A 14,587-nucleotide genomic window follows, 5' to 3' on the forward strand; every position below is an offset into this window, starting at 1 on the left:
CAGGCGGAAATGACGGAAAAACGTCATTTGCCCGTCACCCACCAGCTGAAGTGTCATTGGAACGGTAACGACTTCGATCGATTACGCGCCGCGGCACGCCCCGCGACCGGCTCACTCTGCCAGCAATTCAGCACCGCGGCGCGACGAGATGCCGGCCAGCTGGTCGGCGGGCTGCGGCCGTGCGAACAGGAAACCTTGTCCCTGGTGGCAACCGATCTCCTGCAGGAAAGCCAGCTGCTTTGCCGTCTCGACGCCCTCCATCACGACATCGAGCCCCAGCGCGCGCCCCATCGCAACGATCGCTCGCACGATCGCGTCGTCCGTGCTGCCCGAACCGCAGTCCGCGAGGAACGACTGATCGATCTTCAGCGTATCGACGGGCAGATCCTTCAGATACACCAGCGACGAATAGCCCGTACCGAAATCGTCGATCGCCAGGCTGATCCCCCGCGTCGCCAGTTCGCGCAGCAGGATGCCCATTTCCTCGCGAGTGTTCATCGCCATGCTTTCGAGCAACTCGAGCTGCAGGCATTCGGCCGGCAATGCGGTTTCGCTGAGAATGGTCGTCAGGTCGCTGAGGAAGTGGTCGGTAAAACACTGCCGTGCCGACACGTTCACCGACACACGCCCGAACTCGAAGCCCTCGTCGAGCCAGCGGCGCGCCTGCCGGCAGGCTTCGTGCAGCACCCACCTGCCGATCGGGACGATCAGCGCGGACCGCTCCGCCAGCCCGATGAAATCGCCCGGCGGCACCAGGCCCCTGCGTGGATGCAACCAGCGCAGCAGCGCCTCCACGCCGACGATCCGGCCGCTGGCCAGATCGTATTGCGGCTGGTAGAACAGGCGGAATTCATTCTGCTCGAGCGCGCGGTGCAACTCGCCGAGCGTCTCCAGCTGCTCGATCGCCGACGACGTCATCTTGCTCTCGAAGAACTGGAACACGTTCCTGCCGCGGCTCTTCGCGCCGTACATCGCCTGGTCCGCGAGCAGGATCAAGTCCTCCGCCTCGGTGCCGTCGTCCGGATAGATGCTGATGCCGATGCTCGGCGTCACGAAGATCTCGCGATCGCCGATATCGATCGCCCGCCCCACTTCGTCCAGCAGCTTGCGCGCAACTCGCCCGACGTCGCGGACATCGTCGACCTCCTCTAGCACGAGCGCGAATTCGTCACCGCCCATGCGCGCCACCGTGTCGTTCGCGCGCACTTTCGCGACGATGCGCTCCGCGACCATCTTCAGCACCTCGTCGCCGGCGTTGTGGCCGAGCGTATCGTTGACCAGCTTGAAGCGGTCGAGATCGAGGTACATCACCGCGACCTTGCGACCGAGCCGCTTCGCGTGGACGATCGCGTGCGCGAGCCGCTCCTCGAACAGCATCCGGTTCGCGAGATTGGTGAGCACGTCGTGCGTCGCGAGATAGCCCAGCCGCTCCTCCGCCTGGCGCCGCTGCGTGATGTCGGAAAAGATCGCCGCGTAGTGGGAGATCTCGCCTTCGCTGTCGCGAATGCTGGTGATCGTCAGGTATTCGAGAAACAGCTCGCCGGTCTTGCGGCGGTTCCAGATTTCGCCTTGCCAGTGGCCATCGGTCGTTAGCGAATGCCACAGCTGCTTGTAGAAATCGGGCGTCTGGCGCCCGGAACTCAGCAGGCCCGGGTTGCGCCCGATCACTTCGTCCTCGGTGTACCCGGTCAGGCGCGTGAAGGCCTGGTTGACGCGCTCGATCTTCGCGTGCCGGTCGGTCACCATGATGCCTTCGAGTGCCGATTCGAACACCCGGTCCGCCATGCGCAGGTTGAAGCGCGCGAGACCCAGCGCTTCGTCGCGCTCGCGCAAGGCGCTGCGCAGCTCGTTCGCGTATTCGTGCTCGATGCTCTGCAGCACGTCCGCGAAACAGAGCAGCCCGGTCAGCCTGCCATCGTCATCCTGGATGCCGACATGCCGCATATTGTGCTCGGTCATGAAGCGCTGCGCCGCATACAGGCTCTGCTTGGCAGTCAGCATCTGCAGCGGCTTGCTCGCATAGGCCCCGACCACACCTTGGGCCCCGCCGTCCGCCAAGAGCCGGACGATGTCCCGTTCGGTCAGGATGCCATGCTCGCCGTCGTCGTAGCCGACGAGGATCGCATCGAGCCGTTGCGCGCGCATCCGCGCGATGACTTCGTGCAGTGCGACCTGCTCGGGCACCACAACGGGCGGATGGACGCAGATCGATTCGATCGGCTTCAGGTGCAGGAAAAATTCCGGCCCCTGGTTCACGACGACGTCGGTCTGCGTCAGCACGCCGATCGCGGCGCCATCCCGGACCACCACGAAGTGCCGCACGCCCGACTGCTTGAACTTCATCGCGGCTTCACCCAGCGGCGTATCGGCCTCGAGCGTCAGTACCGGACGACTCATCACCTCGCAGACCGGCCTATCGAGTTCGCGCGGATCGTCGCCGGCCGACAGTGCATCATGCTCGGTCCAGATCCCGACGACCTGTTCATCCTGCATCACGACGATCGAGCTGCAACGTTCGGCGAACATGCGTCGCGCGACCTCCCGCACCGGCGTGGCAGGCGCGCAGGACAGAATCTGACGCGCAACGAGGCGCGCAATCGGAACATCGTAGCTGCTCGGATACATTCTCTAACCAAGACGAAAAATCCTCGCCGGCGCACGTCGATCCGGCAACCTTCGGGCTCGCCCGCGGCGGCAGGCAAGTTACGACCTCACTTGCCTCGAATGGTTGCGTACTCATCGAACTCGCAAACGGGGAATTGACCCATCGCTTGAGGCATCGCGGCGACGCGCGCGGCACTTTGGCCCCGAGACCACGGTCGACGCCCCCTTGTCCGGCGAATCCACATGCCGGCGCACCGCCCTCTCAGGGGCAGCCGCCCTGAGTTAACGGCAGATTCGGACAAGAGTTGAGTGCCACGACGACATCCGGGTTGCGCGGCGGCAAGTCGAGCGGCTGCGGGCAGGGTGAGGTCGACGGCGCGGCCATCGCCCCCCTTTATTGCGAGGCTCGCTGCGGGCGGTGTGCGGGCAGCCCACGCACCTGATCGTCGTACCAGGCAGCGGCAGCAAGCCAGAGCATGGTCAGGTCGTTGGGGGTGAAGATCGGCAATCCATTGCACGCTGCGCGGATTGCGTTGAACTCCCCCGATTCGGCTGCCTCACTGGCGTTCAATAGCAGACCCAGCTCGCCATGCCGTTCGAGCAGTGCCCGCCGGATATCGGCGTGAATCGGCGTCGTAGTCACGACGTCCTCGATCGTGCTGCCGAACAGCACATGAACCAGTGAGAACACGCCCGCAATGAACGCGGTCTCGGCAAACCGATCGTCATCGGGCCGCAGCCGGCCAGCGGCAAGTTCCATGAATCGCGCACGCGTGCCGCACAGCTGCGCCAGCGGATCGGAGCGCAGCGCGTCCAGACGTTCATCCGCAAACAGGAGCAACTGTGCCCAGCGCGCGATTTGCCGCGTGCCGACCAGCATGATCGCCTCACGCAGCGATGAAACTGCCTGGCTAAGCCCGACCGCGCTCGAATTGAGCAGCATCAGAAGTTGAATGACGAGGTTCGGAATCCGCTTGAGTTCGGCTTCGAGTTCGACAATCTCCGGTTCGCCGCCCAGAAGCACGAGCAGCCGCAGCAGCGCGTCGCGCGATGGCTTGATGCGCCGCGATGTCAGCACCTGCGGCTTCGCAAAGTAGTAGCCCTGAAACAGTTCGAAGCCGGCGCGCATGGCGGCACCATGGTCCTCCGGTGTCTCGACTTTCTCGGCGATCGAAACCTTCCCGTGCTGCCTGACGGCGTCGATCAGCTCGGCAAGGTGTTCGCGCGGGCATGCGAGAAAATCGATCTTGACGATATCGACGTAAGGCAGAAACTCGAACAGGCGCGGGGAAACCCGAGAAACGTCATCCAGCGCGAGCCGGTAGCCCGCGCGCCGCAGTTCGTTACAGCGCCTGCAGAGCGCCTCGTCGAACGTCACGGTTTCGAGGATTTCGAGCACGAAGCGTTCACGCGGCAACAACCGGACGATGTCGGACATCAGCACCGTCCGGTCGACGTTCACATAGCCGGTGCGATCGCCCAGTGCAGTGTTGAGGCCGATATCGCCGATGAGTCTCTCGATGACCTGCGCAGTGGCAGCAGCGTCATCCGTGATTCGGGCGAAATTGGCTGTCCCGGAGCGGAACAGCAGTTCGAATGCGTTCAATACTCCGCTGCGGTCCAGAATCGGCTGCCGCCCGAGGTAGACGTATTCCGGTGTGGCGGCTTTGCTGTCCGACGTCGGTTGATCGTCGGCGGGGCCGGGCAACGGTGCTCTTGTATTCAATCTTGAACGATTCCCTTTGAGTTGAGGTCTCGCGGATGCCAAGCGGGTATCCGTCGCATCCGGGGAGTTCGTTGCGCTGATGACTGGCGTCGTCTCCGGCATCTTCAACGCTCACGAAGACGCATGATAACCGTCCGAGCCGGCGCCGACCCGCGCGGTTTGCTCTGCCTGTCAGTCACTCGTGACGCGGATGGCCGCCTAAAAGCTGTCCCATTCTCCAGCCGCGGCGGTTTGCGCTGCCAGAACGGGCTGTGGTGCGGGCCGATCCGGGGCTGACCTGGCTGGAGTCCGGGCGCGCGTCCGAGCCGGAGCCGGAGCCGGAGCCGGAGCCGCAGTCGTGTGCGTTTGCGTGACAGGGCGGCTGACTTCGGCGTTGCGCGAGGCGTTCAGTCTGAACATTGAAACGGACGCTTTCAGATCGTCCGCCTGCGACTCGAGCGAGCTGGCGGCGGCCGCGGCCTGTTCGACCAGCGCCGCGTTCTGCTGCGTGACTTCGTCCATCTGCGTGACGGCCTGGTTGACCTGGCCGATACCCTTGCTCTGTTCCTGCGATGCGGCTGTGATTTCCCCCATGATGTCCGTCACGCGCCTGATCTCGTACGTAATCTCGCGCATCTTCGCACCCGCTTCCCGTACATGGCCGGCACCTGCCTGCACGCGCTCCACGGAATCGTGGATCAGCTCCTTGATTTCCTTGGACGCCGCCGAGGAGCGTTGTGCCAGCGAACGTACTTCCGAGGCGACCACCGCGAAACCCCGTCCCTGCTCACCCGCCCGCGCCGCTTCGACAGCCGCATTCAGCGCGAGGATATTGGTCTGGAACGCGATGCTCTCGATGATACCGACAATGTTGGCGATCTTGTCCGAGCTGGCGTTGATGCCATCCATGGTTTCCACCACGCGTGACACGACGGTGCCGCCCTGCTCCGCCACCTGGGCAGCCTGCGCGGCGAGTTGGCTGGCCTGACTGGCATTGTCGGCATTCTGGGTGACGGTAGAGGTCAATTGCTCCATGCTGGCCGCCGTTTCCTCGAGCGAGGCGGCCTGCTCTTCGGTGCGCTGCGACAGGTCCTGGTTGCCCGCCGCAATCTGGTGCGTGGCGGTAGCGATCGAGTCGGCCGAAACCTTGATCGTACCGATCGTCTGCGTGAGCTGCTCCTGCATGCACTTCATCGAAAAAAGCAGGCTCGAGCGGTCGTCCGGCGCGGTCTTCACCACGGCGGTCAGATCGTTGCCGGCGATCCGGTTTGCAATCTCGGCGGCATAGGACGGCTCACCGCCCAGTGAGCGCAAGATGCCGCGGTTGAGCAGCAACACGACAACCGACAGGGCGCCGGCCAGTACCACCAGAATCCCGAGGCTCTGGTACAGCGTCGAGCGGAATGCGGCATCGAGGTCGTCGACATAAAGCCCCGTCATGAGAATCCAGTCCCACGGCTGATAGGTCACGTTGTAGACGATTTTCGGCGAGGCTTCGGTTCTCCCCAGTTTCGGAAAGGAATACGCGGTAAAACCCCGACCGGCGTGCTTGATGACGGCGACCGTGTCCCTGAAGAAGTAGACGCCGTTCGGATCCTTGAAATCGCCGACGTCCTTGCCTTCCAGTTCCGGTTTTGCAGGGTTCATCAGTGCCGTCGGCTGCGAATCGAGGATCACGAAATAACCGTCTTCGCCGTACCGCATATTCCGGACGCTGTCCAAGGCCCGCTTCTGGGCTTCCGCTACCGGCATGGCGCCGGCGGCAGCCTGATCGCCAAAGGTCTTGACCACGCTCAGCGCGATCTCCGCTGCATGTTTCAGGTCCGCCTTGCGCTCCTCCAGCCGCATTTCTCGAGTCTGGTAAGCGTTGTAGATCGATATTCCGGCGAGACACAGCAGGCTCAGGATGAGTGGCAACCAGAGTTTCTGCGCAAATGACAGCTTCATGTGCTTACCGACCTTGCAGATTGACCAACGGGTAGGGGAAGGTGCGAAGCTGCACTCTGCAGAGTGCAGCTTCGACGGAATACTTCCAGATAACGGCCCGAGATCGATCGCGATTAGCAGTCGATTCTGGAGCAGTCCCTTGCAGAACTTGCCAAAATGCTGGCTGCCGATATGTGATGAAAGCACGCGCGGGCGTCACCGAAGAAAAACGCCGGACGCCGGAACGGGGGCGCGAGGGAGCGGACAAGAGACGATCAGCGCCTGGTGGATTCCTTCACATTCAGGGCGACCAATCAATGCGCCAAGGACCAGGAGGCACGTCAACGGCCGTTCACGATCAGGTAACGGTCATACACGATAGTTGGCATGAAGGGCGGCTCGAGGTCGGACAGCGACATCCATGGCAATCCGCGAAGAAGCATTTTTTCGAAACGAAGGCTTGTCGAAAGAAATCCGCTCCGCTAGACTGCCCTCCGTCTTTGGGGAGTAGCCTGCTTTCCGTCCCCGGAAAGCGAACGCGTCAACACACTCGGCTTTCGGCCGTGGCGCGTTCGGCCGATTCGGTCTGGCGAGACCATGGGCGCATCGCGTCGTTCCTGGTCGGACGTCGGCGGATGTGCCATGGTTCGTCAGCGTCCGACCACGGAGTTCCCATGTTCCTCCCAGCCGTTCCCCCACGCCCCATCGCCCGCTACGCACCAGCCTGCGGAGGTGCCGCATGACGTTCATGTTCGTCGAACTGGCATTCATGCTGCTCGTGATCCTCGTGGCCGCCGAACTCTTCACCAATGCGCTCGAACATCTCGGCGAACGCCTGAAGATTTCCGAAGGCGTGACCGGTTCGCTGTTCGCGGCCGTCGGCACCGCGCTGCCCGAAACCATGGTGCCGCTGCTCGCGCTGGCCGGCGGCACGGCGAACCAGGCGGTGAACGAGGAAATCGGCGTCGGCGCGATTCTCGGCGCGCCGCTGATGCTCGCGACGCTCACCACCTTCCTGATGACGCTCGCCGTGATCCGCTCGCGCGGGCTGCGCGGCACGATCGCGCCCGAACGCACCGGTTTCGTGCGCGACATGAACTACTTCCTGGCCGCGTTCTCGCTGGCGACCGCGGCGATGTTCGTCCCGCATCACAACTGGGCCGTGCGCGCGCTGCTTTCCGCGATGCTGGTCGGCATCTACGCGATGTACGTCGTGATGACGTTCCGCGCGTCGAACCAGCTCGTCGATGCCGGGCACGGCACCGAGGCGCCGCACACGATGTTCCTGGCGCGCACGGGCCTGCCGACCAACCTGGCGACCATCGCGCTGCAGTTGCTGCTCGGCGTCGCGCTGCTGGTCGGCGGTGCGAAGGGCTTCATTCACGGCGTGGAGGGCGTGTCGCACGTGCTCGGCATATCGGCGCTGCTGCTGTCGCTGATCATCGTGCCGATTGCCACGGAATTGCCGGAAAAGGTCAACAGCGTGCTGTGGATCCGCCGCAAGAAGGATACGCTCGCGTTCGGCAACATCACCGGCGCGATGGTGTTCCAGGGCACGTTGCTGCCGGCGATCGGCATCATGCTGACGCCGTGGGAGCCGCGCCTCGAAGTGCTGACCGGCGTGATCATTACGCTCGCGGCGGCGGCGTGGCTGCGCGTCAATGCCCGGCCGCGCGGGCTCGCGATCTGGGCGTTGCTGGCGAACGGCGCGGGTTATGTGGTGTATCTGTTCCTGACGCTGGCGCGCTGACGCCGGAATCGGGCGCATTGCCCGATACGCGCACACGCGCGGACGCGGCAACGTCCGCCGCGCCGGCACGGTGTGCATCGTTGCACGGATGCGGGCGAAAGCAACACCCGCATCCGGACGATCAGGATGCCTTCACCAGCTTGACGATCGTCAGCGTGCCGTTGACGTTCTCGATCCGGACCTTGACCTTGTCGCCCACATGCACCTGCGCGAGCATGGCCGCGTCCTTCGCCTTGAACGCCATCGTCATCGGCGGCATCCCGACGTTTTCGAGCGCGCCGTGCTTCAGTGTGACCTTGCCGGTCGCGGCATCGACCTTCTTCACTTCGGCATCGGTCAGCGCGGCATTCGATTCGGCCGAGCCATCGGACGACATCTTCATGCCGGACATGTCCATGCCCGACATGTCGCCGGCGGCAAAGGCCGGCGTTGCAAGAGCGCCGATCGCGAGAACGGCAGCGGTGGTAGCAATCAGTTTCTTCATCGTGATTCTCCGGTTTGGGTGGATGGCACGTTCATGCCGTGAGGAACTGCATCGGAATGCCGCGCATCGCTCGCGCGTCGCACACGGCGGCGCTGAAGCAGAAGCCACGCGGCGGGAATGACGAACATCGACAGCAGCGGCGCGGTGACCATGCCGCCGACCATCGGCGCGGCGATGCGCTGCATGACTTCGGAGCCGGCGCCGTGCCCGACCATGATCGGCACGAGGCCGGCGAGCACGACGGCAACCGTCATCGCCTTGGGCCGCACGCGCAGCACCGCGCCTTCGCGAATCGCATCGAGCAGCAGCGCATCGGTCAGCGGTTCGCCGGCGTCGAGCCGGCGCGTCAGCGCGCCTTTCAGGTACAGCAGCATCACGACGCCGAATTCGGCGGCCACGCCCGCGAGCGCGATAAAACCGACCGACGTCGCAACGGACACCGCATGGCCGAGCCCCCACACGAGCCAGAAGCCGCCGACCAGCGCGAACGGCACCGTCGACATCAGCAGCAGCGCATCGGCCGCCGAGCCGAACGTGAGGAACAGCAGCAGAAAGATCACGACGAGCGTCACCGGCACGACGGTGCGCAGCGTCGCCGCCGCGCGTTCGAGATACTCGAACTGCCCGGACCACGCGATCGAATAGCCGGGCGGCAATGCGACCTGTTGCGCGACGGCCTGCTGCATCGCGCGAACCGCCGTGCTCAGATCCGTGCCGCGAAGGTCGACATACACGTAGCCGGACAGCCGCGCGTTTTCGCTGCGGATCATCGGCGGACCATCGGCGATCGCGATGCGCGCGACGTCGCCGAGGCGGATTTGCGCGCCGCGTGCCGTGACGACCGGCAGTTGCCGCAGGTTCTCGAGCGAATCGCGAATCTCGCGCGGATAGCGGATGTTGATCGGAAAGCGCTCGCGCCCCGCGATCACTTCGCCGACGTCCTCGCCGCCGACCGCCGACGACACGACCGACTGGATATCGGCGACCGACAGCCCGTAGCGCGCGGCGGCGAGCCGGTCGATGTCGACGTCGATGTAGCGGCCGCCGTTCAGCCGCTCCGCGAGCGCGGACGTGACGCCCGGCACGTGCTTCACAGCTGCCTCGACCTGCGTCGCGATTGCGTCGATCCCCTTCAGGTCCGGCCCGGAGATCTTCACGCCGACTGGCGTCTTGATGCCGGTGGACAGCATGTCGAGCCGGTTGCGGATCGGCGGCACCCAGACGTTCGACAGGCCCGGCACCTTCACCGTGCGATCGAGTTCGTCGACGAGCTTCTCCGGCGTCATGCCGGGCCGCCACGCGCTGCGCGGCTTGAAGCGGATCGTCGTCTCGAACATCTCGAGCGGCGCCGGGTCGGTCGCGGTATCCGCGCGTCCCGATTTGCCGAACACGGTGTCGACCTCGGGCACGGTCTTGATCAGCCGGTCGGTCTGCTGCAGCAGCTCGCTCGCCTTGTCGGCCGAGATGCCCGGCAGCGCAGTCGGCATGTACAGCAGGTCGCCTTCGTCGAGCGGCGGCATGAATTCGCCGCCGAGCCGCGACAACGGCACGGCCGTCAGCACGAGCGCGACGATGGCGACGCCGATCGCGAACCACGGGCGCCGCAGCGTCGCTTCGAGCAGCGGGCGGTAGAGGCGGATCAGCACGCGGTTGATCGGATTCGCGTTCTCGCGCGGAATGCGGCCGCGCACGAGATAGCCCATCAGTACGGGCACCAGCGTGACCGACAACCCGGCGGCCGCTGCAATCGTGTAGGTCTTCGTGAACGCCAGCGGCGCGAACAGCTTGCCCTCCTGCCCTTCCAGCGAAAACACCGGAATGAACGACAGCGTGATGATCAGCAGCGAGAAGAACAGTGCCGGCCCGACTTCCGCGGCCGACGCCGCGACGAGTTCCCAGCGGCGCGCGGCCGTGATCGGCTCGCCGGGATGCGCGTGGTCGTATGCTTCCAGATGCTTGTGCGCGTTCTCGATCATCACGATCGCCGCATCGATCATCGCGCCGATCGCGATCGCGATCCCGCCGAGCGACATCAGGTTCGCGTTCACGCCCTGGTAGCGCATCACGATGAACGCGGCCAGCACGCCGAGCGGCAGCGACAGGATCGCGACGAACGCGCTGCGCAGATGGAACAGGAACACCGCGCAGACGATGCCGACGATCACGAATTCCTCGATCAGCTTGTCCTTCAGGTTGCCCACCGCGCGCTCGATCAGTTGCGAACGATCGTAGGTCGTGACGATCTCGACGCCGGGCGGCAGCGAACGCTTCAGGTCGGCGAGCTTCGTCTTCACCGCGTCGATCGTCGTCAGCGCGTTCTTGCCCGAGCGCATCACGATCACGCCGCCCGTCACCTCGCCCTGCCCGTTCAGCTCCGCGATCCCGCGCCGCATCGCCGGGCCGACCTGGATCCGCGCGACGTCGCCGAGCAGCACCGGTGTGCCCGCGTCGTCGGTGCGCAGCACGACGTGCCGGAAATCGTCGAGCGTGCGCAGGTAGCCGAACGAACGCACCATGTACTCCGACTCGGCCAGCTCGACGACCGATCCGCCGGACTCCTGATTGGCCTGGCGAAGCGCGTCCGAAACCGTCGCCTGCGTGATCCCGTACGCGCGCAGCTTGTCGGGATCGAGCACGACCTGGTACTGGCGCACCATGCCGCCGATGCTCGCGACTTCGGATACGTCCGGCACCGCCTTCAGCTCGAACTTCAGGAACCAGTCGTTGAGCGCGCGCAGTTGCCCGAGATCGTGATGGCCGGTGCGGTCGACGAGCGCGTACTCGTACACCCAGCCGACGCCGGTCGCATCCGGCCCGAGCGACACGGTCGCGCCCGCCGGCAGCCGGCTCTGCACCTGGCTCAGGTATTCGAGCACGCGCGAACGCGCCCAGTACGGGTCGGTGCGATCGTCGAACAGCACGTAGACGAACGCGTCGCCGAACGACGAGTATGCGCGAACGGTTTTCGCGCCGGGCACGCCGAGCAGCGTCGTCGTCAGCGGATAGGTGACCTGATCCTCGACGACCTGCGGCGCCTTGCCCGGATACGACGCCTTCACGATCACCTGTGTGTCCGACAGGTCGGGCAACGCATCGAGCGGCGTCTGCCGCAGCGAATGAACGCCCCATGCGGCGATCAGCACGGTGGCCAGCAGCACGAGAAAACGATTGCGGACGGACCAGCGAATGATGCGCGCGATCATTGCCCACCTCCTTGCGGCTCGACCTTCGTCAGCCGGTAGCCGTCGTCGGTCTGCGTGAACGCGAAGCGCACGGTCTGGCCCGGCTTCACGTCCGGGAACGCCCGTGCCGACGGCTTGCCGAACGCCATCGTCATCGCGCCCCAGCCGAGCGCCGGAACCGGCTGATGCGAGAACGTGATGTCGTCGGCCGTGACCTTCTCGACCTTGCCGGTGGTTTCGTAGATCGGCGCCGCTGCCGCTGCGGACGATGCCGGCGTGCTTGCTCCCGCGGCCCGCTCCAGCTTCGGCAGCACGCTTTTCAGGCTGGCTTCCGAATCGATCAGGAACTGCCCCGATGCGACGACCGTATCGCCTTCGTTCAACCCGTCGAGCACTTCCGTGTCGCCACCGACGTCGTTGCCCACCGTCACCGACACCGGCTGAAGCCTGCCGTCGCCGTTCTTCACGATGACGATCGTACGCTTGCCGGTCGCGATCACCGCTTCGGACGGCACGAGCAGGCGCGATACCGACTCCTTCGCGGCGACGCGCACGCGCATCAGCATGCCTGGCGTGAGCTTCAGCGCCGCGTTGTCGATCTCCACGCGCGCCTGCAGCGTGCGGCTGCCCGTGCTGATGCCGGGCAGCACTTCGCGGATGCGCCCGGTGAAGTGCCGCGCCGGATCGCCCGCGAACGTCGCGTCGACCGACATCCCCGGCCGCACGTTCAGCGCGAGCGCTTCCGGCACCTCGACGATGAGCCACAGCGTCGACAGCCCGGCGATCTTCGCGAGCGTCTGCCCGGGCGCGACCATCGCGCCGTCCCGCACGTTCAACTCGCTGACGACACCGGTTTCCGGCGCGCTCAGCACGATGTGCGTCTGCGCGCGGCCGGTGCGATCGAGGTTCGCAATCATGCCGTCGGGAATCGACAGCGCCCGCATGCGTGCACGCGACGCATCGAGCAGGCTGCCGTCCATCCCGCCGCGCTTGAGCGCGAGATATTCCTCCTGCGGCGCGAGCCAGTCCGGCACGAACAGCGACGCGACCGGCGCGCCCTTCGCGATACGCTGCATCGGCGCGCGCGCATAGAGACGGTCGATGTAGCCGGTGACGCGCGACTGGACGACGTCCGCGCGCGATTCGTCGAACTGCGTGGTGCCAACCGCGTCGAATCCGGCTGCTGTCTGCTGGCGTCGGACGGTCGCATAGCGAATGCCGAGGTTCTGCTGCAGTCCCGGATCGATCCGGATTCCCGACGAACCTCCGCCTTCGTCCGCATAGACGGGCTGCAACTGCATGTCCATGAACGGCGATTTGCCCGGCTTGTCGAAGTGCTGGTTCGGCACCATCGGGTCGTGCCAGTACAGCACCTTGCGTCCCGTCTTTGGATCGGTCTCGCCGGCTGGTTCGACAGCTGGCGCTGCGACCGCCCCCGTTCCGACCGCCGCATGGCGGACGCCCGCGAAATAGCCGGCGCCGAGCAGCACCGCGGCGGCAAACGTCAACAGCGCCGCGCGCGCCAGTGATTGCTTCGTCATGAGGTTCTCCTTCACTGCGCGGCGGCCAGCGTCGCCGGCACGACCTGATATTCGAGCTGCGCCCAGGTCTGCGACACGTCGCGCCTGAGATCGAGCACCTGCAACTGCGCTTCCAGTTGCGCGCGCCGCGCGGCGAACGTGTCGGCAAGCGAACCCGTGCCGGCCCGGTAGGCGGCGCTGGCGAGCTGCACGCGCTGATCGGCGGCAGGCAGTAGCGCCGCGCTCAGGTTCGCGATGCGTTCGCGGCCGCTCGCCAGCGTTTCGGACTGCGTGCGGATATCGGCCTGCACCTGACGCAACGTGTCCTCGTACATCAGCCGCGCCTTCGTCGCGAGCGCGGCCTTCTCGGCGACGTCGCGGTTCTGGCGATTCTTGCGGTTGATCGGCAACGGAATCGAGACGCCGACGGACACCATGTTCGAATACGCGCCGCCGCGCTGCTGGTACGCGATCTCCCACGTCCAGTTCGGGCTGCGCTCGCTGTTCGCGACCGCGGTGTCGGCTTCGGCGACCGCGATGTCGCCTGCGGCGGCGACGAGCGCCGGTTGCGACAGACGCAGTTCGTCAGGCGGCAGCGACGACACGAAGGATTCGGGCGCGGGTGGTGTGCCCGTCACGTCCGCAACCGGCGTGGCCGTCCAGCGGGCAAGCGCGATGAGTGCGGTGCGATACGCCTGCTGCGCCTTGAGCACCTGATCCTGCGTTTGCGCGAGCATCGCACGGGCCTGCACGACATCGCCCGCGCTCGCCTTCGCGCCGCGATACGACGCCTGCGTCGCGTCGAGTTCATGGTTCATGTGCGCGAGCAGCGCCTGCTGGAGCGCGAGCACCTGCTTTGCGTAGACGGCGTCGAGCCAGGCCGTCGCGGTCTGCCGGCGCACGGCGGCGAGCTGCACGAGATAGCCCGCGCGTTCGCGGCCGACCTGCTCGTCGGCCAGCGCCGAGCGCAGCCGCCGCTTGTCGCCGGACACCCATTCCTGCTCGATGCCGATGCGGCGCATCGTCATGAAGTCCTGGCCGACGGTGAAGCGTTGCCCGCCGTTGACCGGCAGGTTGTCGATGCCGGCCTTGAGCATCGGGTCCGGCAACTGGCCGGCCTTGACGGCCGCTTCCGAACTCGCGCGCACCGAAGCCTGCGCGGCCTGCATCGAAGCGGAATGATCGGTGGCGGACTGCAGCGCGGCGTCCAGCGTGAAAGGCGACTGCTGCGCGTGAACGGCGCCCGCCGCCAGCAGCGCGGCCCACAGCACGGGCGCGCGCCGACACGCACGCCGCATGCGCGGCGTGCCGAAATCGAATGACATGGTCTAACCCCAACGTCGGAACCCAAAGGGATTCCACGTCCTGAGCACAGGACGAACCTCACCGCCTGGGCGGTGAACCGGTCGGATCGGG

Annotated in this window: 8 protein-coding genes and 1 riboswitch; of the genes, 1 reads left to right on the top strand and 7 read right to left on the bottom strand. The window is 65.7% G+C overall.

Translation table 11 applies throughout. The features are described 5' to 3' along the window. Positions 1 to 111 precede the first annotated feature (111 nt). From BT264_RS08295 to BT264_RS08305, 3 genes are all read right to left on the bottom strand, one after another. Entirely contained in the window at positions 112 to 2,625 is a 2,514-nt protein-coding gene (locus tag BT264_RS08295; protein WP_072438314.1) for an EAL domain-containing protein, read from the bottom strand. Positions 2,626 to 2,998: 373 nt separating this feature from the next. Further along, positions 2,999 to 4,312 carry an EAL and HDOD domain-containing protein gene (locus BT264_RS08300; protein WP_072438312.1) on the bottom strand — a complete coding sequence of 438 codons (1,314 nt, stop codon included), beginning with the start codon at positions 4,310 to 4,312 and terminating at the stop codon, positions 2,999 to 3,001. A gap of 216 nt (positions 4,313 to 4,528) precedes the next feature. Continuing rightward, a complete protein-coding gene (locus tag BT264_RS08305; protein ID WP_072438310.1) occupies positions 4,529 to 6,256 on the bottom strand; it encodes a methyl-accepting chemotaxis protein in 1,728 nt (575 codons plus the stop codon). Positions 6,257 to 6,725: 469 nt separating this feature from the next. Beyond that, positions 6,726 to 6,862: riboswitch (yybP-ykoY riboswitch) on the top strand. 112 nt (positions 6,863 to 6,974) lie between these two features. Between BT264_RS08305 and BT264_RS08310 the strand changes: the two genes are divergently transcribed. After that, on the top strand, positions 6,975 to 7,985 hold the full coding sequence (locus BT264_RS08310) for a sodium:calcium antiporter (protein WP_072438308.1): 1,011 nt from the start codon (positions 6,975 to 6,977) through the stop codon (positions 7,983 to 7,985). 121 nt (positions 7,986 to 8,106) lie between these two features. On the opposite strand, the gene BT264_RS08315 is transcribed toward BT264_RS08310, so the two are convergent. The 4 genes from BT264_RS08315 to BT264_RS08330 are packed head-to-tail and all read right to left on the bottom strand — an operon-like array spanning position 8,107 to position 14,496. After that, positions 8,107 to 8,475 carry a copper-binding protein gene (locus tag BT264_RS08315; protein ID WP_072438527.1) on the bottom strand — a complete coding sequence of 123 codons (369 nt, stop codon included), beginning with the start codon at positions 8,473 to 8,475 and terminating at the stop codon, positions 8,107 to 8,109. Further along, the gene (locus BT264_RS08320) at positions 8,466 to 11,672 is read right to left on the bottom strand and encodes an efflux RND transporter permease subunit (RefSeq protein ID WP_072438306.1); all 3,207 of its coding nucleotides are present in this window, start codon (positions 11,670 to 11,672) and stop codon (positions 8,466 to 8,468) included. Before BT264_RS08320 ends, BT264_RS08315 begins: the two co-directional genes overlap by 10 nt. Continuing rightward, a complete protein-coding gene (locus tag BT264_RS08325; RefSeq protein WP_072438525.1) occupies positions 11,669 to 13,192 on the bottom strand; it encodes an efflux RND transporter periplasmic adaptor subunit in 1,524 nt (507 codons plus the stop codon). Before BT264_RS08325 ends, BT264_RS08320 begins: the two co-directional genes overlap by 4 nt. Before the next feature lie 11 nt (positions 13,193 to 13,203). After that, the gene (locus BT264_RS08330) at positions 13,204 to 14,496 is read right to left on the bottom strand and encodes a TolC family protein (RefSeq protein ID WP_072438304.1); all 1,293 of its coding nucleotides are present in this window, start codon (positions 14,494 to 14,496) and stop codon (positions 13,204 to 13,206) included. Positions 14,497 to 14,587: the final 91 nt, after the last annotated feature.

The sequence above is a fragment of the Burkholderia sp. NFPP32 genome, assembly GCF_900119325.1.
GTDB lineage: Bacteria > Pseudomonadota > Gammaproteobacteria > Burkholderiales > Burkholderiaceae > Burkholderia > Burkholderia pyrrocinia_C.